The organism is Prevotella sp. 10(H), assembly GCF_000711235.1.
Taxonomy (GTDB): domain Bacteria; phylum Bacteroidota; class Bacteroidia; order Bacteroidales; family Dysgonomonadaceae; genus Dysgonomonas.
Genome location: NZ_JOMI01000003.1, coordinates 196323 through 221390 on the forward strand (window position 1 = coordinate 196323; position 25068 = coordinate 221390).

General features: G+C 40.3%; 20 protein-coding genes. 11 read left to right on the forward strand and 9 right to left on the reverse strand.

Annotation, left to right across the window (positions count from 1 at the left end):
* Positions 1-13: 13 nt before the first annotated feature.
* From fldA to K348_RS0106255, 4 genes are all read right to left on the reverse strand, one after another.
* Complete coding sequence (gene fldA / locus K348_RS0106240; RefSeq protein ID WP_029904033.1) at positions 14-514, reverse strand: flavodoxin FldA; 501 nt, start codon at positions 512-514, stop codon at positions 14-16.
* Between the two features lie 219 nt (positions 515-733).
* The gene (gene rpmA, locus K348_RS0106245) at positions 734-997 is read right to left on the reverse strand and encodes a 50S ribosomal protein L27 (protein WP_029904035.1); all 264 of its coding nucleotides are present in this window, start codon (positions 995-997) and stop codon (positions 734-736) included.
* Positions 998-1017: 20 nt separating this feature from the next.
* Entirely contained in the window at positions 1018-1329 is a 312-nt protein-coding gene (gene rplU / locus K348_RS0106250) for a 50S ribosomal protein L21 (RefSeq protein ID WP_029904037.1), read from the reverse strand.
* 127 nt (positions 1330-1456) lie between these two features.
* Positions 1457-1975: a hypothetical protein gene (locus K348_RS0106255; protein ID WP_029904039.1), complete on the reverse strand. Its 519-nt coding sequence runs from the start codon at positions 1973-1975 to the stop codon at positions 1457-1459.
* A gap of 249 nt (positions 1976-2224) precedes the next feature.
* On the opposite strand from K348_RS0106255, the gene asnB reads away from it, so the two are divergent.
* Positions 2225-3892 (forward strand): asparagine synthase B, encoded by a 1668-nt coding sequence (gene asnB, locus K348_RS0106260; RefSeq protein ID WP_029904041.1) that lies wholly within the window; start codon positions 2225-2227, stop codon positions 3890-3892.
* A gap of 49 nt (positions 3893-3941) precedes the next feature.
* Here the strand turns inward: asnB and K348_RS0106265 are convergent, their stop codons facing one another.
* Positions 3942-4979, reverse strand: coding sequence for a glycosyltransferase family 87 protein (locus tag K348_RS0106265; RefSeq protein ID WP_231496752.1), 1038 nt, complete (start codon positions 4977-4979; stop codon positions 3942-3944).
* A gap of 640 nt (positions 4980-5619) precedes the next feature.
* On the opposite strand from K348_RS0106265, the gene dapF reads away from it, so the two are divergent.
* From dapF to K348_RS0106280, 3 genes are all read left to right on the forward strand, one after another.
* A complete protein-coding gene (gene dapF / locus K348_RS0106270) occupies positions 5620-6462 on the forward strand; it encodes a diaminopimelate epimerase (protein ID WP_029904045.1) in 843 nt (280 codons plus the stop codon).
* Between the two features lie 81 nt (positions 6463-6543).
* The gene (locus K348_RS0106275; protein ID WP_029904046.1) at positions 6544-7776 is read left to right on the forward strand and encodes an LL-diaminopimelate aminotransferase; all 1233 of its coding nucleotides are present in this window, start codon (positions 6544-6546) and stop codon (positions 7774-7776) included.
* Positions 7777-7815: 39 nt separating this feature from the next.
* Positions 7816-9993 carry a glutamine synthetase III gene (locus K348_RS0106280; RefSeq protein ID WP_029904047.1) on the forward strand — a complete coding sequence of 726 codons (2178 nt, stop codon included), beginning with the start codon at positions 7816-7818 and terminating at the stop codon, positions 9991-9993.
* A 63-nt stretch (positions 9994-10056) separates the two neighbouring features.
* Here the strand turns inward: K348_RS0106280 and K348_RS0106285 are convergent, their stop codons facing one another.
* Positions 10057-10731, reverse strand: coding sequence for a flavin reductase (locus K348_RS0106285; RefSeq protein WP_051697663.1), 675 nt, complete (start codon positions 10729-10731; stop codon positions 10057-10059).
* A 243-nt stretch (positions 10732-10974) separates the two neighbouring features.
* Between K348_RS0106285 and gltB the strand changes: the two genes are divergently transcribed.
* The 5 genes from gltB to K348_RS0106310 all read left to right on the forward strand — a co-directional run bounded on the left by gltB (position 10975) and on the right by K348_RS0106310 (position 19628).
* Positions 10975-15498 carry a glutamate synthase large subunit gene (gene gltB / locus K348_RS0106290; protein ID WP_029904051.1) on the forward strand — a complete coding sequence of 1508 codons (4524 nt, stop codon included), beginning with the start codon at positions 10975-10977 and terminating at the stop codon, positions 15496-15498.
* 71 nt (positions 15499-15569) lie between these two features.
* Entirely contained in the window at positions 15570-16991 is a 1422-nt protein-coding gene (locus K348_RS0106295; RefSeq protein WP_029904053.1) for a glutamate synthase subunit beta, read from the forward strand.
* Between the two features lie 173 nt (positions 16992-17164).
* Positions 17165-18145 carry a calycin-like domain-containing protein gene (locus K348_RS0106300; RefSeq protein ID WP_197027633.1) on the forward strand — a complete coding sequence of 327 codons (981 nt, stop codon included), beginning with the start codon at positions 17165-17167 and terminating at the stop codon, positions 18143-18145.
* A gap of 91 nt (positions 18146-18236) precedes the next feature.
* The gene (locus K348_RS0106305) at positions 18237-18782 is read left to right on the forward strand and encodes a C40 family peptidase (protein WP_029904058.1); all 546 of its coding nucleotides are present in this window, start codon (positions 18237-18239) and stop codon (positions 18780-18782) included.
* 93 nt (positions 18783-18875) lie between these two features.
* Positions 18876-19628, forward strand: a complete 753-nt coding sequence (locus K348_RS0106310) for a C40 family peptidase (protein WP_029904060.1) — start codon at positions 18876-18878, stop codon at positions 19626-19628.
* Positions 19629-19645: 17 nt separating this feature from the next.
* On the opposite strand, the gene K348_RS0106315 is transcribed toward K348_RS0106310, so the two are convergent.
* Positions 19646-20245 (reverse strand): hypothetical protein, encoded by a 600-nt coding sequence (locus tag K348_RS0106315; RefSeq protein WP_029904062.1) that lies wholly within the window; start codon positions 20243-20245, stop codon positions 19646-19648.
* Positions 20246-20357: 112 nt separating this feature from the next.
* Between K348_RS0106315 and K348_RS0106320 the strand changes: the two genes are divergently transcribed.
* Entirely contained in the window at positions 20358-20951 is a 594-nt protein-coding gene (locus K348_RS0106320; protein WP_029904064.1) for an outer membrane beta-barrel protein, read from the forward strand.
* 221 nt (positions 20952-21172) lie between these two features.
* Positions 21173-21304: a hypothetical protein gene (locus K348_RS19495; protein ID WP_255359405.1), complete on the forward strand. Its 132-nt coding sequence runs from the start codon at positions 21173-21175 to the stop codon at positions 21302-21304.
* A 133-nt stretch (positions 21305-21437) separates the two neighbouring features.
* On the opposite strand, the gene K348_RS0106325 is transcribed toward K348_RS19495, so the two are convergent.
* Positions 21438-24677: an exodeoxyribonuclease V subunit beta gene (locus tag K348_RS0106325; protein WP_036930249.1), complete on the reverse strand. Its 3240-nt coding sequence runs from the start codon at positions 24675-24677 to the stop codon at positions 21438-21440.
* Positions 24655-24993 (reverse strand): translation initiation factor, encoded by a 339-nt coding sequence (locus tag K348_RS0106330; protein WP_029904068.1) that lies wholly within the window; start codon positions 24991-24993, stop codon positions 24655-24657. The genes K348_RS0106325 and K348_RS0106330 overlap by 23 nt, the downstream gene beginning before the upstream one ends.
* Positions 24994-25068: the final 75 nt, after the last annotated feature.

The following is a 25068-nucleotide window of genomic DNA, read 5'->3' on the forward strand; positions in this document are numbered from 1 at the left end:
ATCAGTATTCGTTTTAAATTACTTTTTTCAAATCTTCCGTCCAAAGAGCGATACGCTGGTCGGTCATATTGGATTCATTGTCATTATCTATTAGAAGTCCGACAAACTGTCCTTCTACAACGGCTTCCGAACTGTCGTATGTATATCCTTCGGTGCTTACCTGACCTACCAGCTGACATCCTTTGTCCTTAATAACCTCATATATTTTGCCGATTGCATCACCGAATGTATCGCTGTAAGACGAAGAGTCGCCGCAGCCGAAAAGAGCTACCTTTTTTCCGTTGAGGTCGGCCTCCTTCACTTTATCGATATAGTCTTCCCAATCGTCCTGCAGATCTCCGTATCCTAAAGTGGGTGAACCGAACAGAACTACATCGTAAGCCGAATAATCTGCATTTGCTTTGCTTACATCATGTAAATCAGTTTTGTCTACATTCAGTTTTTTTGCTATTTCTTCCGCTACTTCCTGCGTATTTCCTGTTGTGGAGCCGTAATATATTCCAATTTTAGACATATTGTTAATTGATTATAGTTATTAATTTCAATTTGACAATGCAAAGAAACCGGATTTCGAGCAGCGGGGCAATACCGAAAAGTAATGAAATTTAGAGTCTAAAATACTCATTAATAAGTAGAGCAGGAGAGAAAGATGTTTGTGTATTAGTGCTTTATATAAAGAAAGAGGGCAGATTGATGATTCAACCTGCCCTCTTTGTACGTTTAAAACTTTATTTTAAGCTTCTGCCTTTGGAAGTACAGAAACATAAGATTTGTCATTTCTCTTTTTGCGGAATACTACTGTACCGTCTATCAGCGCAAATAATGTATGGTCTTTACCGATGCCTACATTTTCGCCCGGATGATGAGTTGTTCCTCTCTGACGTACTATGATGTTTCCTGCTTTTACGATTTCTCCGCCGAATGCTTTAACGCCTAATCGTTTACTTTCCGATTCACGGCCGTTTTTCGAACTACCTACACCTTTCTTGTGTGCCATTTTCTTCTGTTTTTAACTGATTAAGCAATAATTTCTTTTACTATAACTTCTGAAAATTGTTGACGGTGACCGTTCAATTTACGGTATCCTTTTCTTCTTTTCTTGTGGAAAATAAGTACTTTATCTCCTTTTGCCTGAGATACTACTTCTACCACGACTTTAGCGCCTTCTACGGTAGGAGCACCTACTGTTACAGCACCATCTTTGTCAACTAATAATACTTTTTCGAACTCTACTTTAGAGCCATTTTCTGCGTTGATTCTGTGAACAAACAATTTCTGGTCTACTTCAACTTTCATTTGTTGTCCCTGAATGTCTACAATTACGTACATCTGTTTTTATATTTACAGGTTATGCGCCTGAGGCGAACCCTATTTAGTAAGGGTTTCTTGTAGGCCTATTGGCAATCGGGTGACAAAAGTAATAAATATTACCGAATATTCAAATACTTATACCTGATTATTTCTTGTCGGTAATAGTTAATATTCCCTCGATATCGTCCTTCATTTTAATATTCGGATCTCCACCTATCTCCGTTATTATAGCCTGTATGGCTTGTTTGTTGACTTTCGACTTCGTTACCAGCAGATTTCCTTTTATAGTATACGTTCCGGGCATTATGCCTAATGTTTTGTCCGAAAGATTCATGCTGTCACCTACCAGAGTAAAATCACTATCTCTGTTTACTGCATTTATGTTTCTATCCGGATCATATGCCAGTGTAGTGACTGTACCCAGATCAGGAATATTTTTATTTATTTCAAAAACCCTTTTAAGTATAAAGTCTTCGGCATCGATTTCGAACATCTTATTTACACGTTTGTTTACGTCTTCGTCATTCGTCTCGAGTACGCGTTTCTGTGTAAGCCATTCTCCATCAAGAGGCTGATTCGGAACGGGTTCATTATCGTCTCCGCAAGAGAATAATACAATGCTGAAAATTGCTAATAGTGTCGGGAAAAAGATATTTTTTTTCATGTGTAAAATGTTTGTTTTGTAATGTTTTACAAAGATACGTATAATTTTTTGTCGATATGTTATATCATAGTTAAATGCATAATGTGATATTGGATAAACGATAGTATGTTTATTATATTGTATTATTATCATTTTATAATTAAAAATAAACAAAATATATCATATTTATGTTTTATATTTTTGTAATTAAATAAAATGATATATATTTGCTGAAATGTGCAGAAATTTAAAATGAAACAATAAAATATTATGTGTGGATTTGTAGGAGTGTTTGATTTAACTCAAAATATAGACGTGCTGCGTGGGCAGGTGCTGAAGATGGCAAAGAAAATACGCCATCGCGGACCCGACTGGTCGGGTATTTACTGTGGTGAAAAAGCTATTCTTGCCCATGAGAGGCTGTCTATAGTCGGCATCGATTCGGGTAAGCAGCCTTTATATAGTAAAGATAAGAAGCTGGTGTTGGCTGTCAATGGGGAAATTTATAATCATAAAGAGATAAGAAGCCGTTATCCGGATTATGATTTTCAGACTCATTCCGATTGTGAAGTGATTCTTCCCCTATATCTGGAAAAAGGGGCGGCTTTATTTGAAGACCTGAACGGTATCTTTGCCTTTGCACTGTATGATGTAGAAAATGATGTTATGCTTATCGGCCGCGATCATATGGGTATTATTCCATTGTATACCGGCTACGATGATGCTGGGCAGTTCTATGTAGCCAGTGAGTTGAAGGCATTGGAGGGCGTTTGTCCGAATGTAGCTGAGTTTTTACCGGGGCATTATCTTTTCAGTAAAGAAGGTAGCACTCTTCAGAAATGGTATAAGCGTGACTGGATGGAATATGATAATGTAAAGGATAACAAATCGGATATAGATGAACTCAGGTCTGCTTTAGAGGCCGCAGTACAAAGACAATTGATGTCGGATGTACCTTATGGGGTTCTGCTCTCCGGCGGTCTGGACTCTTCGATAATATCGGCAATAGCTAAGCAGTATGCTGCCCGTCGCATAGAAGACGACAGTAAAACGGAGGCTTGGTGGCCGCAACTTCATTCGTTTGCAGTAGGGTTGAAAGATTCTCCTGATTTGATTGCGGCGCGAAAGGTTGCCGATTATATTGGTACGGTACATCATGAAATACATTTTACGGTAGAAGAAGCTATCGATGCTCTCAGTGATGTGATTTACCATATCGAAACGTATGATGTGACCACTGTTCGTGCGTCTACACCAATGTATCTGCTTGCACGTTATATAAAATCGATGGGTGTGAAGATGGTACTGTCGGGTGAGGGCTCGGATGAACTCTTCGGTGGTTATCTTTACTTCCATAAAGCACCTGATGCAAAAGCTTTCCATGAGGAAACTGTGCGGAAATTAGACAGGCTTCATTTGTACGATTGTCTTCGGGCGAATAAATCGCTGGCAGCATGGGGTGTAGAGGGGCGAGTGCCGTTTCTCGATAAGGAATTTATGGATGTGGCTATGCGTCTTAACCCTCAAGATAAAATGTGTGGCAACGGTAAGATAGAGAAACATATATTGCGCAAAGCATTCGAAAGTTATATGCCCGAAAGTGTGGCGTGGCGACAGAAAGAGCAATTTTCCGACGGGGTAGGCTATAATTGGATAGACACACTTCGCGAAGTAGCAAACAATAAAGTATCCGATCGTCAGATGACGCATGCGGCCGAGCGTTTTCCTGTCAACCCGCCCATGTCGAAAGAAGAGTACTGGTACCGCAGTATGTTCGAAGAGCATTTTCCGTCGGCGTCAGCGGCGCATACTGTTCCTTCGGTTCCTTCGGTAGCATGCAGTACGGCTACGGCTTTGGAGTGGGATGCCTCCTTTAAAAACAGGCTTGATCCGTCGGGTAGGGCAGTGGCTGCAGTGCATGCCGAGGCATATGAATAAAATAATATAATTATATGTGGAAGCAGGAGGATGATTATTCTCCTGCTTTTTATTTTTCTCCTATATACTCATTGTCGGGAAGTTCTTTTAAACCCCGTGAAGTGATGATCTGGTAAACCAGAATAAGCCATACAATAAGATGTGGAATTACCTTTAGTGAATACCTTTTAAATATTCCCGTATGTATGCTTTTGGGGAATATGTGAGATGAAGAGAGCCATGTCCAGAATATAGTGAATACCAACAGACCTATTGTCCATTTGTTATTCGGATTCTTTTGCAGGCAGTACCAGATAGCAAGCGCTGTCATAGCAATAATATAGGTTTCCTTTTCTGATCCGGTGCTGAAAAGAACGATAAAGAAAAGTGTCGAGGCTAATATACCAAGTTGGAATGTCAATTCTCCATACCGCTCGGGTTTCAGGTATTGCAGTCCGAAAAGCACTAGTCCGGGAATGATAATGTATAAAGCTGAAATATCGATCATATCAAAACACCTTCTTATCAATCCGATAGCTGAAATATCCTGTGAGAAGTTGGTAATATTTTCGATGTTTTTATCTGCCAAAGAATGAAACCAGTCCTGATAGCTTTGTATGACAAACGAAGGCGATGATATAAGCATAGGCAGTACAAAGAATATTGCAGCCCACATAAGCAGATATGCGATGAGTTTACCCTTATGCTTAGAGAAAAAGAAGAAACTTAGCCCTACTATTCCGTATAATTTTATAAATGTGCCGAACATAATAAAGCATGCCGCCCAGATATCTTTTTCTTTGCGTATACAGAGAAGGCTTCCGATAATAAGTGCAGCTATCAGCCCGTTTGTCTGGCTGTTCATTACGCAGGTGTACAGCTCGATTAAGATAATATAATAGAACAGATATTTCTTTTTCCATGCTATAGGCAGATAATAAATTGCAAAGAACAGGCAAAGGCTCATTGCTACATCCCAGAAGAGTATGCCCATTCTGTCGGGTAATAAGGCAAACGGCGCTATAACCACGCTAAAGAAAGGCCCGTAGTGATTCGTGTCGTGATATTCTGCCGGATAGGGAACATACAGGTTTATTTGTTCCAGCATGTGATAGAACGTTCCTTTAAATATTTTATAATTATTATGGATACGGGTCGCTTTTAATACTCCGATAACAGGTAGCAGTATCCATAAAAAAAGGAGAAATCTCCGGTCAGAAAATATAGATTTTCTGAAAAAAATAGCAGTAGAGCTCATCTTTCTATGTCTCCAATATATAATTAATACGTATAGTCAGGGCATTTTATGGGTGCTTGACTATTTGTTTCTTAGGTTGTTTAATCAGGGTATGTCTCTATCCCTGATTTTTTTCAAACGGCAAAGATGTCAATTTATTATTGAAAAATAAAATGCTAATTAACTTTTCAATAACAAGATTGTTTTAATAATGTATTGCAAACACTTTAAGAGATATAATAGTTCTAAAGAATTATTTTGTTCCGATATGTAATAAAATGATAGATTAAAGGTGTTGATTTTACAAAAGGAGTATCATTTGTAAACACTTTAGCTTTCCATACTGTCTTTATGATTATGTTTTTAAAATTAAATAAGTCAAAAAGATTATTTATTTTGATAAAAGTGAAAAAATGATACAAATTTCTTGCGAATTCGAATAATTTGTACGAAATTTGCAAGCGGAAAATAAATATAATATAATACACAAAAGAGGAGATTGGGAAATAGGATGGAAAAACTGAAATTTACTAAAATGCAGGGAGCCGGTAACGACTATATATATGTGAACGGATTCACTCAGAAGATAGATAATCCGTCGGCTTTGGCAGTCAGGCTGAGCGACCGCCATTTTGGTATCGGTTCCGACGGCTTAGTATTGATATTGCCATCAGATACCTGCGACTTCAGGATGCAGATGTTCAACTCCGACGGTTCGGAAGCTGAAATGTGTGGAAATGCATCGCGATGTGTCGCTAAATTTGTATATGATAACGGACTGACAACAAAAAAAGAAATAACACTGGAAACAAAAGCCGGTGTGAAATATATTACTTTGCTCGACGGGGATGCAAAGGCACGTAAGGTAACAGTAGATATGGGCGAACCTATACTAGCACCTACTCTGATTCCGGTAGAGATAGCCGAAGAGCCTGTGCTGAATTATCCTTTGGATATCGATGGTAAAATATGGGAAATCTCCTGTGTATCGATGGGGAATCCTCATGCAGTCGTGTTTACTGAGGGTATCCACGATCTGGACTTGCCGCTTCTCGGTCCCAAGTTCGAAACGAATCCGATTTTTCCACGAAAGACCAATACTGAATTTATAGAGGTCGTCGACCGTAATAACCTGAATATGCGTGTATGGGAACGCGGGGCAGGGGAAACTCTTGCCTGCGGAACAGGCGCCTGCGCTGCTGCTGTGGCGGCGGTGCTGAATAATCATTGCGACCGCAATGTTACTGTTCATCTTCTGGGCGGAGATCTGGAGATAGAATGGAATGTCTGCAATAATCATGTTTATATGACCGGAGAAGCCGTTACGGTATTCGAAGGTGAATTGGTTGATTAGTAAGTAAATAATATAGATAGTAAGAAATAAAAAACTTGTAACCCGTAACTGCCCGCAGGGCGAAGTAACTCGTAACTAAAAATGATATTAATAAACGAAAATTATACCAAACTACCGGGAAGCTATTTGTTCTCGGATATTGCCCGAAAAGTAAACGAATTTAAAACTGCACATCCCGATGCAAATATTATACGTCTTGGGATAGGCGATGTAACAAAGCCATTGCCTCAGGCATCGATAGAAGCAATGCACAAAGCCGTTGATGAAATGGCAGATGCAGCAACTTTCAGGGGATATGGCCCTGAGCAGGGATACGATTTCCTTGTCAATGCAATCGTACAAAATGATTACAAAGATTACAGGCTGGATATATCGACAGATGAGGTGTTTGTGAGTGACGGTTCGAAAAGCGATACCGGAAATATCGGTGATATTCTGGGATTGGACAATATAGTTGCCATTACCGATCCTGTCTATCCCGTATATGTGGACACAAATGTAATGGTCGGACGTGCCGGAAATTTGCAGGATAATGGCAAATGGAGTAAGATCGTATATTTACCATGTACTGCCGAGAATGACTTTGTGCCTTCTTTGCCGACTGATAAAGTAGATATTATTTATCTTTGCTATCCGAATAATCCGACAGGTACAACATTAACGAAAGATCAGTTGAAAGTCTGGGTCGATTATGCTGTAGAGAACAAAGCGCTTATTCTTTTCGACAGCGCCTACGAAGCATTTATCACCGAAAGCGATGTGCCTCATAGTATATATGAAATAGAGGGAGCTAAAGAAGTTGCAATCGAATTCCGGAGTTTTTCGAAAACAGCCGGGTTTACGGGAACCCGATGTGCATATACCGTAGTACCTAAAACGCTGATGGGATATACAAAAGCGGGCGAAAAAGTTTCTCTTAATAAATTATGGAACAGACGGCACACTACAAAATTCAATGGTGTGCCGTATATCATACAGCGCGCTGCTGAAGCTTGTTATTCTACCGAAGGTAAAAAGCAGGTAAAAGCAACGATTGATTATTATCTGAATAATGCAAAAATTATCCGTGAAGGCCTTGCCGCTCAGGGATTACAGGTATACGGAGGGGTAAATTCACCTTATATATGGGTGAAAACACCGGATAGAATGACTTCTTGGGGATTCTTCGACTATCTGCTTAACGAACTGAATATTGTAGGAACGCCGGGCGTAGGATTCGGGCCCAGCGGAGAAGGATATCTGAGGTTAACGGCATTCGGAACACTGGATAACACTAAAGAAGCGGTTAGCCGCCTGAAAAATATTTCGCTCTAACATAACAATCTTAAAATATAACACACTAAAAATAATTTTATGACAAAGTTACGTTTCAAAGCAGTAGCAATTGCCTCGGAAAGGAAACCGATGGAGGTAAAAAAACCGGATAGGAAAACATCGGAATATTATGGGGAAAAGGTGTTCAACCGTAAGACAATGACTAAATATCTTTCAAAGGAAACCTTTAAGGCTTTGAATGATGCTATCGACAAGGGAGGTTCTGTAAACCGTAATCTGGCTGAACATGTAGCTGCCGGTATGCGTATGTGGGCGCTCGAGAACGGTGTTACGCATTATACACACTGGTTTCATCCCCTGACTGACGGAACTGCCGAAAAACACGATGCTTTTGTAGAACACGACGGACATGGCGGACTTATCGAAGAATTCGAAGGAAAACTTCTTGCGCAACAGGAGCCGGATGCATCGAGCTTCCCGTCGGGTGGTCTGCGTAATACTTTCGAAGCGCGCGGATATTCGGCTTGGGATCCTTCTTCTCCTGCATTTATAATGGGAGATACACTTTGTATCCCGACTATCTTTATATCGTATACGGGAGAAGCATTAGACTATAAGACACCTTTGCTGAAAGCTTTGGTAGCTGTCAATAAAGCGGCAACGGATGTTGTTCATTATTTCAATGAGGATGTAAAAAGAGTACAATCCAATTTGGGTTGGGAGCAGGAATATTTCCTTGTCGACGAAGATTTATTTATTGCCCGTCCCGATTTGGCTTTGACAGGCAGAACACTTATGAGTCACGAAAGTGCTAAGAACCAGCAATTGGAAGATCATTATTTCGGGGCTATTCCTGAGCGTGTTCAGAAATTTATGGAAGAACTCGAATACGAAGCATATGCGTTAGGTATTCCGGTGAAAACAAGACATAATGAAGTTGCTCCAAATCAGTTCGAGTTGGCTCCTATCTATGAAGAGTGTAATCTGGCAGTCGATCATAATCTTTTGGTGATGTCGATAATGGATAAGGTAGCGCGTAAGCACTCATTCAAGATATTATTCCACGAGAAACCGTTTAAGGGTATCAACGGATCAGGTAAGCATAATAACTGGTCTTTGAGTACAGATACAGGCATCAATCTGCTGTCTCCGGGTAAAGATCAGGTGGAAAATCTCCGCTTTATCACATTTGTGGTAAATATTCTTGCTGCCGTACATAAAAACAACGGTTTGCTGAAAGCTTCAATTTCATCTGCTACCAATGCTCACCGTCTCGGTGCCAACGAAGCACCTCCTGCAATTATATCTGTCTTCCTCGGTTCGCAGGTAAGTGATATACTGGATAAGTTTGAGAAAAGTTCGGTAAAAGACGCTATCGTTGTGGATAGTAAGAAACAAATAAGTCTGGGTGTGGGTCAGATACCTGAAATTTTACTGGATAATACAGACCGTAACCGTACTTCTCCGTTTGCATTTACAGGAAACCGTTTCGAGTTCCGTGCAGTGGGTTCGAGTGCCAACTGTGCTTCGGCTATGACGGCATTGAATGCATCGGTCGCAGAACAGCTTCGTACGTTTAAGGAAGAAGTGGATGTGTTGATAAAGAAAGGTAAATCGAAAGAAGAAGCTTTGTACGAGGTGCTGAAGAAGTATATCAAAGAATCGCGTCCTATCCGTTTCAATGGTAACGGATATAGCGATGAATGGAAAGCAGAAGCTAAGAAGCGTAAACTGGATTGTGAAACAAGCGTACCTGTGATTTACGACAGCTATACTTCTAAGCAGAGTATTAAGACTTTTGCCGGTATCTTGTCAGAAGTAGAGTTGCATGCGCGTAACGAAGTGAAATGGGAAACTTATACAAAAAAGATTCAGATCGAATCGCGCGTATTAGGTGACCTTGCTCTCAATCATATTATTCCGGTTGCTATTTCGTATCAATCGATTTTGTTGACAAATGTTTCCAGATTGAAGGATGTATCAGATGATTATAAAACATTGGGCGCCGAGCAATTACGATTGATAAAAAAAGTTTCTACTCACGTAAATGCCATCAACGCCAAAGTGCACGAAATGATAGATGCCCGTAAGGCTGCCAATAATATAGAAAGTGAACGCGAAAAGGCTGTTGCTTACCACGATAATGTGGCACCTTATCTGGATGAAATTCGCTATCATGTAGATAAATTGGAACTAATTGTAGATAACGAAATGTGGCCTCTGGCTAAATACAGAGAGTTGCTGTTTATACGATAATCGTTTTAGTTATAATAGAAAGTCCCGGTTTCGAAAGAAGCCGGGACTTTTTTCTATCCGTTTTTATTTTCTTATCCACACCGCTGTTATATCACCGAATACGAGTTTGTGGTATTCTTTGCCATTTCCGTCCTTTTTCCCTTTCTCAACAAACTCTTTTCCTTTTTCAGAGTAAAAGTCTTTGGGATTGGTTTCTGTTATTTCTAGCAGTTTACATTCTATTATCAGCTTAGCTTCTTTGTAGGTGATATTACCTGATGGAGTTTTCACACGGGTTAATGTTGTTTGCTTCATCTTGTCGGAGTTTCTTCCGCTTTTACTGCCGAATGCTATTACCTGATCTTTAAACTGGTCGGGGAAGTAGGTCATAGTATAGCTCTTCTCCTTCTTTATAAATTCCAGAGTATAGCGACTTGCATACAGGAAGCACCATGTAACTGGTGCATCGAATAATTGTCCCCATCCTCCATAGCTCGCTGTCATTGAGTTGTAGATTGAGTCTGTCCCAGCCGTAATTACTGAATAATCCTTTCCCACCAGATTGAAGATATTCTCAGAAAGTTCAGTCGGTTCAATCTTTTTGAATAGTTCGTCGAACGATTTGTCTTTTACATTCGCATAGGAAATAACATCGGTTGAGTCTACAGTTGATTTTTCTGCTGAAGTAGTTTCTTTTTGCGACCCTCCACATGAAAAGAGGAATGTTGTAATGAGGAATACAGACAGGAATTTTTTCATGATTCTTTATATTTTAATTAGTAACTGATAGGTCAAAAGTAATGAATAACAATTATATTATCGGATATTCAATATAAAAACTATTGAAATAGATTTTTGTCAAATAAAAACTATAAAAATTGCTTTTTTATATTTAAATGTGATTTTTATTGTCAAAAGTAAAATTTATTATGGTGAAATTTGTATATTTGTCACCGGATTAATTTAGGATAAGAATCATTTCCTTTCAATTATTATCAACTAATGACTAAGCACGATTTAAAATCAATTACTGAGCGCGGATTATACGATCCGGCTTTTGAGCATGACGCATGCGGGGTAGGTATGGTGATTCATATGAAAGGTGCAAAATCTCATGCTATCGTAGAGAACGGGCTTCGCGTACTGGAGAATATGACTCATCGCGGAGCAGAGAATGCAGACAACAAAACCGGTGACGGTGCCGGCATCATGCTGCAGATACCACACGAGTTTATATTATTACAGGGTATACCCGTTCCCGAAAAAGGATACTACGGGACAGGATTGGTATTCTTACCTAAGGATAAGGATGAAAAAGAATCTTGTATTATAACTCTATCCCGGTATATCGATAGTGAAGGTTTGAAACTCCTTGCTATACGTGATGTTCCGGTGAACAGTGAAATACTTGGAGAAATGGCGCTATCTAACGAACCGGATATAAAACAGATATTTGTTGTCGGAGAGGAGGATATGTCGCAGGATGAATTGGAGCACAGACTCTATATCCTACGAAAGAAGATTGAGAGAGATATATTCAATTCCAGAATATTTTCGCTGGAGACCAAGCGGGCATTCTATATTGTCAGCCTGTCTACAAAGCGTATCATATATAAAGGCATGTTATCGTCCGAGCAACTTCGCCATTATTTCCCTGATTTACTGAATCCTCATCTGACAAGTGCTATCGCTTTGGTACATTCGCGTTTTAGTACTAATACATTCCCCACATGGGATTTGGCGCATCCGTTTCGTATGGTGGCGCACAATGGTGAAATAAATACGATTAAGGGTAACCGCCTGTGGATGGAAGCCCGCGAAAGCGTATTGAAATCAGATTTGTTGGGTAATATAAATGACCTCTGGCCGATTGTTCAACCACATATGAGCGATAGTGCATCATTCGATAATGTATTGGAATTCCTTGTGATGTCCGGTAAATCGCTTCCTCATGCCATGGCGATGATGGTGCCCGAATCGTGGAACGATAAGAATCCAATTTCGAGCGACCTGAAAGCTTTCTACGAATATCATAGTATATTTATGGAACCGTGGGATGGTCCGGCTACTCTACTATTTTCTGATGGACGTTATGCCGGAGGTTTGCTCGACCGTAACGGCCTGCGTCCTGCGCGTTATCTGATGACGCACAACGGCGTTATGGTAGTTGCTTCCGAAATGGGAGTGCTCCCTTTCGAGCCGTCCGAGATAAAAGAAAAAGGCCGTCTGCGTCCGGGTAAAATGCTGATGGTAGATACCGAAACAGGCACTATACAATATGATGCCGAACTGAAAGAAAATCTGGCAAAAGCATATCCGTACCGCGAATGGCTGACAAAGAACCGCATTTCGCTCGATGATATATCTTCGGGTCGTACTCCTAAGTACAATGTGGAGAATTATACCAGGATGCTGAAAGTCTTCGGCTATTATAAAGAAGATATAGAAAAGATACTTACACCTATGGCTACAGACGGTAAAGAGCCTACTGCCTCTATGGGTAACGATACACCGATTGCCGTACTGTCGCATAAGCCGCAACGTCTGTTTGCTTATTTCCGCCAGTTGTTTGCGCAGGTGACAAATCCGCCTATCGACCCCATTCGTGAAGAATTGGTGATGTCGCTGGCCGGATATATCGGTTCGCTCCATAAGAATATACTGGAGCCGATGCCGGAACATACAAAGATGGTCGGACTGTCGAATCCTTTCCTTTCTAACAGAGAATTAGATTTGCTTATTCATCTGCAATATAAAGGATTCAAATGCGAAGTGCTTCCAATGCTGTTCGACCCTAAGCAAGCCGGCGCAAGCTTGGAAAAAGCATTGGATGGATTATGTAAAAAAGCCGAAAAGGCCGTAGATGATGGTAATAATTATATTATCCTGAGCGATAGAGGAGTAGATGCAGAAAATGCCGCTATTCCATGCCTGTTAGCCGTTTCTGCCGTACATCATTATCTGGTGGAACGTCGCAAGCGTATGCAGATAGATATTGTAGTGGAATCTGCCGAACCGCGCGAAGTAATGCATTTTGCACTATTATTCGGTTATGGAGCCAATGCCGTAAATCCTTATCTGGCACTGGCTGTTATCGAAGAACTGGTGAAGAAAGGAGATATACATCTCGACTTCCACACAGCCATGAAGAATTATGTGAAAGCCATTAATAAAGGCTTGCTCAAAACCATGTCGAAGATGGGTATCTCTACCTTGAAAAGCTATATCGGAGCACAAATATTCGAAGCTGTCGGTATCAGTTCGGCTGTAATAGATAAATACTTCAAGGGAACAACTTCCAAAATAGAGGGTATCGACCTGAACGATATTGCAAGTGATACTATCGAAGCCTATTATGAGGCTTTCGAAGACAAATTTACAGACCCGTCACTCATCAGTCAGGGTATATATGCATGGCGCCGAAACGGTGAATATCATGCATGGAATCCCGAAACGATAACCAAATTGCAGATGTCTACCCGCTTGGGTAGTTATAAAAAATTCAAGGAATATACCGATTCGATAGATAAGAAGCCTGAAAAAATATTCTTGCGCGACTTCCTCGATTTTGATTTGGCAAAGAAGCCTATAGATATATCGGAAGTAGAACCTGTTTCATCCATAACCAAGCGTTTCGTAACGGGTGCCATGTCTTTCGGCTCTATCAGTCGCGAGGCACATGAAGCTATGGCTGTAGCCATGAATGCTATCGGTGGAAAAAGCAATACGGGAGAGGGGGGCGAATTGCCGGAACGTTTTACAACCGATGCCCGCTCTTCTATCAAACAGGTGGCGTCGGGTCGTTTCGGGGTAACTACAGAATATCTGGTAAATGCCGACGAACTTCAGATAAAGATAGCACAAGGAGCCAAACCGGGCGAAGGCGGACAATTACCGGGTTTCAAAGTGGATAAGATAATTGCGAAAACACGTCATTCTATTCCGGGTATCTCATTGATATCCCCGCCGCCACATCACGATATCTATTCTATCGAAGATTTGGCTCAACTGATTTTCGACCTCAAAAATGTAAATCCTAGGGCCCAGATAAGTGTAAAACTTGTTTCTGAAAGCGGTGTAGGGACTGTCGCAGCCGGAGTAGCTAAGGCAAAAGCCGACCGCATTGTAATCAGTGGTTGCGAGGGAGGAACAGGAGCCAGTCCTGCCAGTTCTATCAAGCATGCCGGACTTCCATTGGAAATCGGTTTGGCTGAGGTTCAGCAGACTTTAGTTCTGAACAATCTGCGTGGTCAGGTATATCTGCAGACAGACGGTCAGTTGAAAACAGGACACGATATTATTGTGGCTGCTATGTTAGGCGCAGAAGAATTCGGCTTTGCCACCAGTGCACTTATTGTACTTGGTTGCATAATGATGCGCAAGTGCCATCTGAATACTTGCCCTGTGGGCGTGGCTACACAAAATGAGGAGTTGAGGAAGAAATTTATAGGACGCAGCGAGTACCTGGTTAACTACTTTAATTTTCTTGCAGAAGAGGTACGTGAGCATTTGGCTTCTTTAGGCGTGAAATCGCTGGACGAAATAACAGGCCGTGCCGACTTACTGAAATATGTGAAGAGCCACGATAATAATAAGATAGAAAAGCTGGATTTATCACGCCTTATCTACTTCCCTGCAGAAGCAAAAGAAAATGCCATACACAGAGTAAAAGAGCAGGAACATAAGCTAGACGATATTCTGGATTTGAAGTTGATAAATACTTCACGTTTGGCTATAGATAAATCCATGCCTGTTGTTATTACCCATACGATAAAAAATACAAACCGTACAGTAGGGGCAATGCTATCGGGAGAGATTGCCAAGAAATATGGTAACGCCGGGCTTCCGGCAGATACGATACAGTGCACCTTCCAAGGCTCGGCCGGACAAAGTTTCGGAGCGTTTCTGGCTCACGGAGTAACGTTCAGGCTGGAAGGTGATACCAACGACTATGCCGGTAAAGGACTATCGGGAGGAAAGATAATTATAGTTCCGCCTGCCGTATCGGCATTTAAACCGGAAGAAAACATTATCGCAGGTAATACTTTATTATATGGTGCCACATCCGGCGAAATATATATCAACGGGCGGGTAGGAGAGCGCTTCTGTGTACGCAACAGCGGGGCAACTGCTGTTGTGGAAGGGGCAGGCGACCATTGCTGTGAATATATGACGGGTGGCCGTGCTGTTATTCTTGGTAAGACAGGACGTAATTTCGCAGCCGGTATGAGTGGTGGAGTAGCTTATGTGTATAATACAGATGGTGATTTCGACTACTATTGCAATATGCAGATGGTCGAACTGACGTTGATAGAAGATACTTACGACAGTAAAGAACTTCGTCAGCTGATAACCAGTCATTATGAATATACTAACAGCCCGCTGGCAAAACATATTCTAGACAACTGGCATACGGAAATAGAGAAATTTATGAAGGTAACTCCTATCGAATACAAGAAAGTATTGCAGGATGAGAAATTAGAAGCTATCAAAAAGAAGATAGCAGAGGTAGAGTTCGATTATTAAATCAGCTATTAGCCGTCAGCCATTAGCCGATAGCTGGTGGCTAAAAGCTAGAAGCTAACAGCTATATAAAAATGGGAAATCCAAAAGCATTTTTAACAGTAAAGAGAAAAGACGCAGGATACCGCCCTGTACAGGAACGTATCCTCGATTTCGGTGAAGTAGAGCAAACGCTAAATACAGAAGATCGCCGCGAACAGGCCTCACGTTGTATGGACTGCGGTATTCCGTTCTGTCATTGGAGTTGTCCGTTAGGTAACAAAATGCCCGAGTGGCAGGAATATGTTTACAAAGGAAACTGGAAACTGGCAGCAGAAGTATTGATGCAAACAAACGACTTTCCGGAATTTACAGGCCGTATATGCCCTGCGCCTTGTGAAAAGTCATGTGTGCTTTCGATACATCGTGCTCCGGTAACTATCCGTGAAAATGAAGCATCTACATTGGAACACGCTTTTAACGAAGGTTTTATCCAACCTCGAATTCCTGCACACCGTACGGGAAAGAAAGTTGCTGTTATCGGTTCAGGCCCCTCAGGACTAGCGGTAGCTAATCAATTGAATCAGAAAGGGCATAATGTGACAGTATATGAAAAGAACTCCAGTATAGGCGGATTGCTCCGCTTCGGTATTCCTGATTTCAAGCTGAATAAAAATATTATAGACCGCCGTTTAAAGCTGATGGAAGCCGAAGGTGTTAAATTTGTTGCTAATACCGAGATAGGTAAGGATGTAAAAGGTAAGAATATTCTTAAAGAATATGATGCCGTCTGTGTCGCTATCGGTTCGCAGGTGCCGCGCAATCTCCCGATTGAAGGCCGCGAACTTAAAGGTGTCTATTATGCAATGGAATACCTTACCGCCCAGAATAGACTGATTGCAAAGGGAGAACCTGTAGATCAGATTATCGACGCTAAAGGCAAAAATGTTCTCGTTATCGGCGGGGGTGATACCGGCTCGGACTGTATCGGTACGGCTAACCGTCAGGGGGCGGCAAGTGTTTTGCAGATTGAGATATTACCGAAACCTCCAAAATTGGAAGACATAGATAATCCATGGCCGACACCTTTTCCTGTGGTATTGAAAACTTCTTCATCGCATCTCGAAGGTTGCGAACGCCGCTGGTCGCTGAATACAAAACGTTTTATCGGTGAAGACGGAAAGTTGACCGCCGTAGAACTTGTAGAGGTCGCCTGGGAACAGGATGAAAACGGCAAGCATATTATGAAAGAAGTAGGCAAACCCGAAATCATTAAAATAGACCTTGTTTTTCTTGCTCTCGGTTTTGTTCATCCAATACAAGAGGGTTTATTAAAAGAACTCGATATTAAAACAGATGATGTTCGTCATAATATCGTTACTGATGCTAACCGTAACACCTCTGTGGCTAAGGTTTTCGGTGCGGGCGACTGTGTCAGCGGGCAATCGCTGGTGGTAACAAGCATTGCTTCGGGACGGAAGACTGCACAGCATATTGATAAATTTTTACGAAGCTGATACAATAAAAAGGTTAATATAGTGTTAAAAGTAACAGGGGAGTTTTTGAATTTCCTTTAAAAAATGAGATTTTATCATAACTAATTGTATATTTGCCACACTAAAAAATGCTCTTTAAACTCAAAAACGATCTGTTAACAATCATAATTTTATTAACCCAAAGAAAACTTATTATGAACAAGAAACTATTATGTTTATTGATGTTTGTCTTTTCATTAGGACTTGGTTTTACATCATGTAGTGACGACGATGACGATTACAAACCAGTGGACATTACATTGGACAAGACTGAAGTAACTTTAGACGAGAAAGCTACCGCAGAAGTGAAAATAACTAAGGGAAATGGTGACTATAAGGTAACTTCAGCGAAAGCCGACATAGCAACCGCTGTTTTAGGCACTGACAAAACTACCGTTACTATTACAGGTGTTGCAGCCGGTGAAACTGAAGTAACTGTTACCGATAAAGAAGGTAAGACAGCAACAGTAAAAGTAAAAGTTGATGCTGCTATTGCTTTGGAAAAGACAGAAGTTAGTGTTGAAGAAGGTAATGCTACAACTACTGTGAAAGTAACTAAAGGAAAAGGTGATTATGTTGTAACTGTTGACCCTGCCGATGAATCAATAGCAAAAGCCTCCGTTGCTGTAGATGTGATTACTATAACAGGTGTTGCGCCAGGTGAAGCAACAGTAACAGTTAAAGATAAAGACAATAATACTACAACATTGAAAGTTACTGTAGTTGCGTATGCTGAAACAATTGCTGCAACTTATAATGGAGATTTGATAATAACTCTTCCGGGACAAGATCCTATGCCAGCGCAAAAAAAGGATATTGTGTTTGAAAAATCTACAGACAATAAAGCTAAGCTGGTGCTGAAAGATTTTTCATTAGGAGAAGACCTCGTTATTGGGGATATTCCGGTTGATGGCATAGTTGTAAGTAAAGAAGAAGATGGAACTTATAAATTGGCAGAAACAACAGTAACCATTCCGATTGGCGAGGGTGATGATCCAATTCAAGCTAAAGTTACAACAACAGGAACAGTTAAGGATGGTAAAATGGATTTGGCTATTTCTGTTGGAGAGGTATTCCCTCCTTTACTAATCACAGTTACTTTCGAAGGTGAAGTAAAAGAAGAGCCAGCAGAATAATCTTTTATTCATAATATTCAAAAACGGTTTTTGGAAACAAAAGCCGTTTTTCTTTTATATAATCCCTATCTTTACGGGTAAAGAAGAATTTATGAGCAGACGCATCCTCCCATATTCCCTAATATTTATACTGCTGATAGTATTTGCTACATCCTGCGGTACGCAAAAAGGCGGTGGCGGGCAATTGTACGACCCGAAGGAAGTTGCCGCATTATCCCGCAAGCTGGGCATACCATTGAGCAACGTGAACAAAGACGATGATAAGAATATGCCCCTCTATGCCGAGGTTTCGCAATGGCTGGGCGTTCGTTACCGTAACGGCGGATTATCCAAAAAGGGAGTGGACTGTTCCGGCTTTACCTTCCTCACCTATCAGAAAGTATATAAGAAGAAACTACCACGCTCGAGCGGCGATATGGCCAAGATGAATATGCAGAAAGTATCGAAAAAGAACCTGCAGACTGGCGATCTGGTCTTCTTTGCCACATCTAAAAACTCCAGTAAAATAAACCATGTAGGCATCTATCTCAAAAATGGCTGCTTTATTCATGCCTCTACTTCCAAGGGGGTGATAGTCAGTCATCTGGATGAGGGATATTATGAAAAGACATGGAAAAAAGCAGGCCGGGTGAGATAGTTAAAATCACCTTAAAAATTATAAAAAACAGGCTGTTTTACCGGCTAATTAAGTTAAAAGCCCTACTTTTATCCGATTTTTAATTTCATCCCCATGTCTACACAGAGAAGATTATTGAAGACATCTTTAATCCTTATGTTTACCTCACTGGCGTTTTTGCCTATGGCGTCTATGTCCCAGAATTCGGGTAAATCAGGAAAGAAGAAAACCAAGACAAGCGCGGTAACTACCAAAACAGTTAAAGTAGAACAATCTCACAACAATATAGAAGTAGCAACTCCCGATGGTAATGTAGTTGCTCTGCCGCAAGTAAAACAAACACTCGAAGACCAGTCCTCACTTTTCAAGACGAATGACCTTTTCGCAGATGCCGACCTCTCCAAAGCTTTCGATGCAGTCCAGAAACATATGATAGAAGTAAAAGAAATGCAGGAATTGTCTTCCGTATTGGGCGTTACTATAGATGATGTATCGATGCTGCCTTTGTTCCGTGAAGCGGCCGACTGGCTGGGAACCCGTTACAGAAGGGGTGGTATGAGCCGTAAGGCAGTCGACTGCTCTGGTTTTACCAATCTGATATATAAGAATGTATTCGGTGAGCAGCTCGACAGGGTGAGCACTACCATAGCAAAGAATGTAAAAGAATCTATCACATCTAAAGAAGATTTGCTGCCGGGCGATATGGTGTTTTTCTCCACTTTTAAGAAAAAGTATATCAACCATGTAGGAGTATATCTCGGTGATGGTAAATTTATACACGCTTCTATCAAGAAAGGTGTAATTGTAAGTTCGCTTATGGAAGGCTATTACAGTACTGCATGGCGTAAGGGCGGACGTAATTTCTAAAAATTTTATCGGCTTACTTATTCTTTATTCAGCAGATTTTCGTATTTGCTGAGGCTTTCGTATTCCTCATATTTTACAATATCGGTTATAAGTGTAGTTTCTATATATTCCCATTTGTTATCGGTGAGTTTATATATTTTCATTTCGTATGGCATTGATACACTATATTCCCCTTTAGGCGAATCCGTATCTATAACTAAAAAATGATAGGGTATATATCGACCGATAATGTTGAAATCCTTTATATTTAAGTCGGCCCGAAGTATTTTATTTATCTTTTCAAATGTCGCATCATCATAGTATAAGTTGCCTGACAAATCTTTACTTAATTCTATAGAATGTTTTTTATCGAAATCTTTATATTTTTCCAGCTGCTCTTCCGATTTTGGTATAAATAATATCGAATATTGGCCTTCATTATCTTTCTTGTATGTAGCAGAAGGAATATCCATCATCAGGTCTATCATCAAGTCCTGATAAATATCAAACCCTTTGGTAATCTCATCCTGCGAAAGTTCTTTTATTATAGTATCCGGTGTATCGGTTTTCTTTTTGTTACTGCATGTAGCTAAAGTAAGAATGAGGAATCCGGCAAGTATGAATCGAAATATTTTCATGTTGTTATTTTTATGCAAAATAAGGAAGAAAAATTAGACTGATGATAAGGTATCGTATATTTTTTTATATTTACATTTATATTCTTGAAATATTACTATAATCTAAATCTTTATGAAAAAGACTCTTGCCCTCTTAATCGCTGTATTAACTTGTATCGGAGCAATGCATGCCCAAAAAGTATCATTGTCATTTAATGGTAACTATCGTACCAAATATAAAGATTTCGGTATCGGAACGCAAGTGATGATTCCTGTTTATAATAATTTTTTTATTGCTCCGGGGGTCAGCTACTATTTCGATAAGGAATACAAATTAGACTATGAGATGATTAATAGTAAAACGAATAACAAAAGCTTTAATTATGGATTAGATATTCATTATGCATTCTTCTTAAAAGGAACAAATTCATTTGTTTCTCCATTTATAGGAGTTGAAGGAATGGTTATATGGAGCAAAACGACTGGTTCATATTTAGGTGTATCCTCGAATTCGTCAGGAATAGGAGTTCCCCACAGAGAGTGGAGTTCTTTTGGTAGTGATGATTGGCATAGCTTTTCAGACGTAGTTGGTAATATCGGGATTGCCGGCAAATGGTTTACAAATAATAATCTCTTTTTTAATACACAGGTTAGATACTCTATCGACTTCGACAATATGGATTACAACTTCTTTGTATTCACAGCGGGTGTCGGCTACGCGTTCTGAAAATAATTAGATTCATTTTGTTTTAGCAATGCAATATAGTAAAGATAGCCTCATCTTTTGATATTCCATTTTTCATATCTGACTAATATTAACTTTAATCATTATTAAAATTATACAATATTATATTTTGTTTATATATTGATTGTAGATAGTTATGTAAGACCTTCTTATGCATCATCTGTTTTATCTGAATAACTAATGCGAATGGATTTTGACAAAATATGAAAATAGTCCTTCCGTCTTATATATTTGAAGCTATTGAAGTGGAAAAGTCGGCATTGGATATAAGGAGACATCCTAATACGCGGTACATGAAGAGTATCAAAATAAATTGGATGAATTTACAGTCTTAAAAACAGCTTTCAAAGCATTAGCATCCGGTCTTCCGCACCGAAACAATCTAAAACACGGGTGACAAGAATTGAAAAGTATATTCCTCAGATTCTGAAAGGTAAAGGTTTGAATGATTAGATTTTTAACAGAATCCTATATTTCTATGGTTTTGCCTAAAGTAATATAGCAAAGATATCCCTTCACGTTCTGATATCCCATCCTGCATATCTGGTCGGCATAGTATTTCACCTGACGGATATATTTCCGGTCTTCTTTTTCTCCGAACTTATAGTCGATGACAATCACTTCGTCGCCTTTAATCATCACACGGTCGGGGCGACTGAAAACACCTTTCGGCTGTAATATCTGCACTTCATTGAGTATCCGGTATTCATCTGAATACCATTGGGCTACCATCGGATCGGATAGGTAGGTCTGCAATAGATTTATTACATTTTCTTTTTGTTCGGTAGTGATATCACCTGCAATATGATATTCTTCCACCGCATTATCGATATCGGCTACAGTCTGCACTTTGCTTACTATTTCATGCATCAACGTACCATAGTCACGTTGCCCCGAATCGGTAAAGAAGTATTTATTTTTTAGTAAGAGTTTTACGCGTTCGTCGTATGATATTCCTGCAAGCGAGTCGACATATATTTCTTTTACAACCGATTTTTTCTCTTTATTTTGAGGCTGGTAATTATTGTTTATTTCAAAGATGCCGTTATCCTCATTCACACAGCTTGAAAGATTCATATACTCGCGCCCATCTATTATAAGGGTAGGAGAAGAGTTGACACTAGCCCACAGCAAAGATGATATATTGCTGATATCTTCTTTTTTAGGACGCGGAGCGAAAGCAATCAGTTCATTCTTTGCTCGGGTAAAGGCCACATACAGGATATTTATATTGTCGATAAATGCATGCAACCGTTCATCAAAATACTCATAATCGAAAATAGTATTTTTTAGTTTCTGAGAATATTTTACAGGTACCAGATGCAGGCGGTTGAAAGGTTCACTTTGTGGGCGGCACCAAAGAATCGTTGTCAGTTTATGGTCTATCTCCCAATTACAGAAAGGAATAATCACAACATTGAATCCCAGTCCTTTCGATTTATGAATTGTCATGATGCGGATAGCATCCTGTCCGTCTGGTGTAAATATCGTTTTTCTCACTCCCGTTTCATCCCACCATTTCAGAAATGCATCGAGGTCGGATGAATTTCGTATTGTGAAATCGAGTACCATATCGAGGAATGATTGTATATAAATCTGCTCGTTATCTTCCATTGCATTGCGGAAAAGTTCGAACATCTCCTCAGTCATTTCATACAACGGTAATTGCCTGATACGGTCGAGTTTCTCTGATATATCTTCCGGCAACTCATCTTTCGAAGAAAAATATTTCATTAGGGCATCTTCTGCGCTCAGCTGTCCGCTGTATTTAAAATATTCATATACAGCCAACGCTTTCAATGAAGTATCCAACGGATTGTGTAAGTACTTTAATAGCGCAATAATCAGTTTTATACTTTGCGAATTACCGACAAACAAGGCTTCGTCCGAAATGATATCGTAACGGTATTTCGAATTGGTATTTAGACTCTTGTATTCCAGCAGGCGATTGGCCACATCGGCACCCTCTTTCTTTGTGCGCACGAGTATGGCTATATCTTTAAGTTTATAGCCTCTGTCCTGTAATTCTTCTATCTGTTTTGGCAGTTGTTCCAATACATATTCCTGCCATATATGCTCATCTGTATCAATGAATTCGAGCCTTACATGACCCTGATTATCTTTCTGACTATCGGGAACAGATTGGTAGATTTCGTTATATGCTTTTGTTATACGGGAAAAGAAAGGTGTAAGACGTATATCTTCTGTATCGGCTAAAGGCCTGTTGTAAGTATCCTGTAAGAGCTTTGCCCCAAGAGAGAATATTGCATTATTGAATGCTATCACATTATATGAACTGCGCCAATTAGTATCGAGGGTTTCATGATTTATGCCCTCATTCAGAAAATCCTTGTCGAGTTGTTCGTCAAGAAGTTTCCAATCCGAATTGCGCCAACGGTAAATGCTTTGCTTTACATCACCCACTATGAAATTCTTATTTCCGCTGCTGAGGCTGTCGCGCACTAACGGCTTGAAGTTTTGCCACTGCATGCCCGAAGTATCCTGAAACTCATCTATCATGTAGTTATTGACACGTAGACCAACCTTTTCATAGATGAACGGTGATTCATTCCCCTCGATAATACGGTTTAGTAGTTCGGTAGTGTCTGAAATAAGCATCATATTATTCTCGGCTGCGTATTCCCGAATATTTTTATCCACATCGCCCAGTATTCCTAATGTAAAGAAATATCTGTTTATCTCGTATGCTGTTTGATAGATGCGGGAATTGTCATAATGGCTGATAATATCGTTTACACAGATATTCAGTTCTGTATATACATCTTCTATCCTGCTTCTGATATCTCCCGGAGTTTTCGCTGTATACCAATAGGTAACATCGTTGGCAAGTGAGCGAAATGTATTTGTCGGTTCGTCTGTAGCGCCGTTTGCCCATTTCAGGAAAGAGAAGAAAGGTGAGCGTGTTCCCCCCTTAAAATCTTCGGGTTTCAATCCGTAGCGAACCATAATATTCAGAGCCTTTTCCCCTGTCTGTTGCGAAAAGTTTTCAAATGTGCGGATGATAGAGAAAAGCATCTCCTTGTAATTGGTCATCAGTTGCTTATCGGCAATATTTTCCTGCACCTGATTACTATATGCTTTATAGCTTTCCTTGAAAATTTCGGATGAAAGCGATTGTATATCATTGCGGATGTTCCATGTTTCGCCGTTCTCTACTTTTTCTTCCGAGAAACGTATTAGCCAGTCGAGTAGGAGTTTGTTATCGCTTCGTTCGAGGTCGTAGAGCATAGAATCAATAGCCTCTCCAAGAACTTTGTCCGTATCCAGTTCTACATTGTAGCCTCCCCCCAGACCAATTTCACGGGTAAATGCCCGCATTGTCTGCTGGAAAAACTTATCGATTGTACTTACTGAAAATGCGGAGTAGTCGTGCAAGATACGTTCAAGTGTTTCCCGCGCTTCTTTGCGAAGTTGTTCTTCGTTGTAGCTGTATTCACTCGTCAGCAATTCTATATAATCCGATTCGCGACCAAGAGCGAGATTCGCCAACTCGTCGATAATACGGGTCTTCATTTCGTCTGTCGCCTTATTGGTAAAGGTTACAGCCAGAATGTGACGATACGCGAAAGGAGAGGAGAAAAGCAGGCACAAATATTCGGCGGTCAGGCGGTGCGTCTTTCCCGAGCCTGCCGATGCTTTGTACACATGCAGATTTACTTCATCGTCAAATAATGCGTGCTTTGGCATAGCCCTCCTTTTGCAGAAGTTCCAGTATCTTGTTCCTGAAATCGCCCTGTATAATGATTTCGCTGTCTTTGGCCGAGCCGCCGACGCCGCATTTTACTTTTAGTAATTTGGCGAGTGCTTCGAGGTCTTCGGTTGTACCGATGAAGCCTGTTATTAGTGTGACAGCTTTGCCCTTGCGGTTTCGCTTATCCAGCGAGATGCGCAGGGCTTGCTTTTCTTTAAGCAAAGTATCCTGTTCTTCTTCACCTTCTGTGTCATATTTAAAGTCCGGATTGGTAGAATATACCACATTCAGACGGTCTTTCCAGTCGCTCATATTTTTAGTTACGAGTTACATTGCCCTTCGGGCGGTTACTAGTTTTGTTTTAATTTTATATAGCTTCTCGTCATT

Excerpts from the sequence above, each read along its gene's own strand:
- asnB (WP_029904041.1), top strand. The coding sequence starts at position 2,225 with ATGTGTGGATTTGTAGGAGTGTTTGATTTAACTCAAAATATAGACGTG.
- K348_RS0106315 (WP_029904062.1), bottom strand. The coding sequence starts at position 20,245 with ATGAAAATATTTCGATTCATACTTGCCGGATTCCTCATTCTTACTTTA.
- dapF (WP_029904045.1), top strand. The coding sequence starts at position 5,620 with ATGGAAAAACTGAAATTTACTAAAATGCAGGGAGCCGGTAACGACTAT.
- K348_RS0106265 (WP_231496752.1), bottom strand. The coding sequence starts at position 4,979 with ATGCTGGAACAAATAAACCTGTATGTTCCCTATCCGGCAGAATATCAC.
- K348_RS19495 (WP_255359405.1), top strand. The coding sequence starts at position 21,173 with ATGAAAATAGTCCTTCCGTCTTATATATTTGAAGCTATTGAAGTGGAA.
- fldA (WP_029904033.1), bottom strand. The coding sequence starts at position 514 with ATGTCTAAAATTGGAATATATTACGGCTCCACAACAGGAAATACGCAG.
- K348_RS0106280 (WP_029904047.1), top strand. The coding sequence starts at position 7,816 with ATGACAAAGTTACGTTTCAAAGCAGTAGCAATTGCCTCGGAAAGGAAA.
- K348_RS0106305 (WP_029904058.1), top strand. The coding sequence starts at position 18,237 with ATGAGCAGACGCATCCTCCCATATTCCCTAATATTTATACTGCTGATA.
- K348_RS0106320 (WP_029904064.1), top strand. The coding sequence starts at position 20,358 with ATGAAAAAGACTCTTGCCCTCTTAATCGCTGTATTAACTTGTATCGGA.
- rplU (WP_029904037.1), bottom strand. The coding sequence starts at position 1,329 with ATGTACGTAATTGTAGACATTCAGGGACAACAAATGAAAGTTGAAGTA.
- K348_RS0106300 (WP_197027633.1), top strand. The coding sequence starts at position 17,165 with ATGAACAAGAAACTATTATGTTTATTGATGTTTGTCTTTTCATTAGGA.
- K348_RS0106330 (WP_029904068.1), bottom strand. The coding sequence starts at position 24,993 with ATGAGCGACTGGAAAGACCGTCTGAATGTGGTATATTCTACCAATCCG.
- K348_RS0106295 (WP_029904053.1), top strand. The coding sequence starts at position 15,570 with ATGGGAAATCCAAAAGCATTTTTAACAGTAAAGAGAAAAGACGCAGGA.
- K348_RS0106325 (WP_036930249.1), bottom strand. The coding sequence starts at position 24,677 with ATGCCAAAGCACGCATTATTTGACGATGAAGTAAATCTGCATGTGTAC.
- gltB (WP_029904051.1), top strand. The coding sequence starts at position 10,975 with ATGACTAAGCACGATTTAAAATCAATTACTGAGCGCGGATTATACGAT.
- K348_RS0106275 (WP_029904046.1), top strand. The coding sequence starts at position 6,544 with ATGATATTAATAAACGAAAATTATACCAAACTACCGGGAAGCTATTTG.
- K348_RS0106285 (WP_051697663.1), bottom strand. The coding sequence starts at position 10,731 with ATGAAAAAATTCCTGTCTGTATTCCTCATTACAACATTCCTCTTTTCA.
- K348_RS0106255 (WP_029904039.1), bottom strand. The coding sequence starts at position 1,975 with ATGAAAAAAAATATCTTTTTCCCGACACTATTAGCAATTTTCAGCATT.
- rpmA (WP_029904035.1), bottom strand. The coding sequence starts at position 997 with ATGGCACACAAGAAAGGTGTAGGTAGTTCGAAAAACGGCCGTGAATCG.
- K348_RS0106310 (WP_029904060.1), top strand. The coding sequence starts at position 18,876 with ATGTCTACACAGAGAAGATTATTGAAGACATCTTTAATCCTTATGTTT.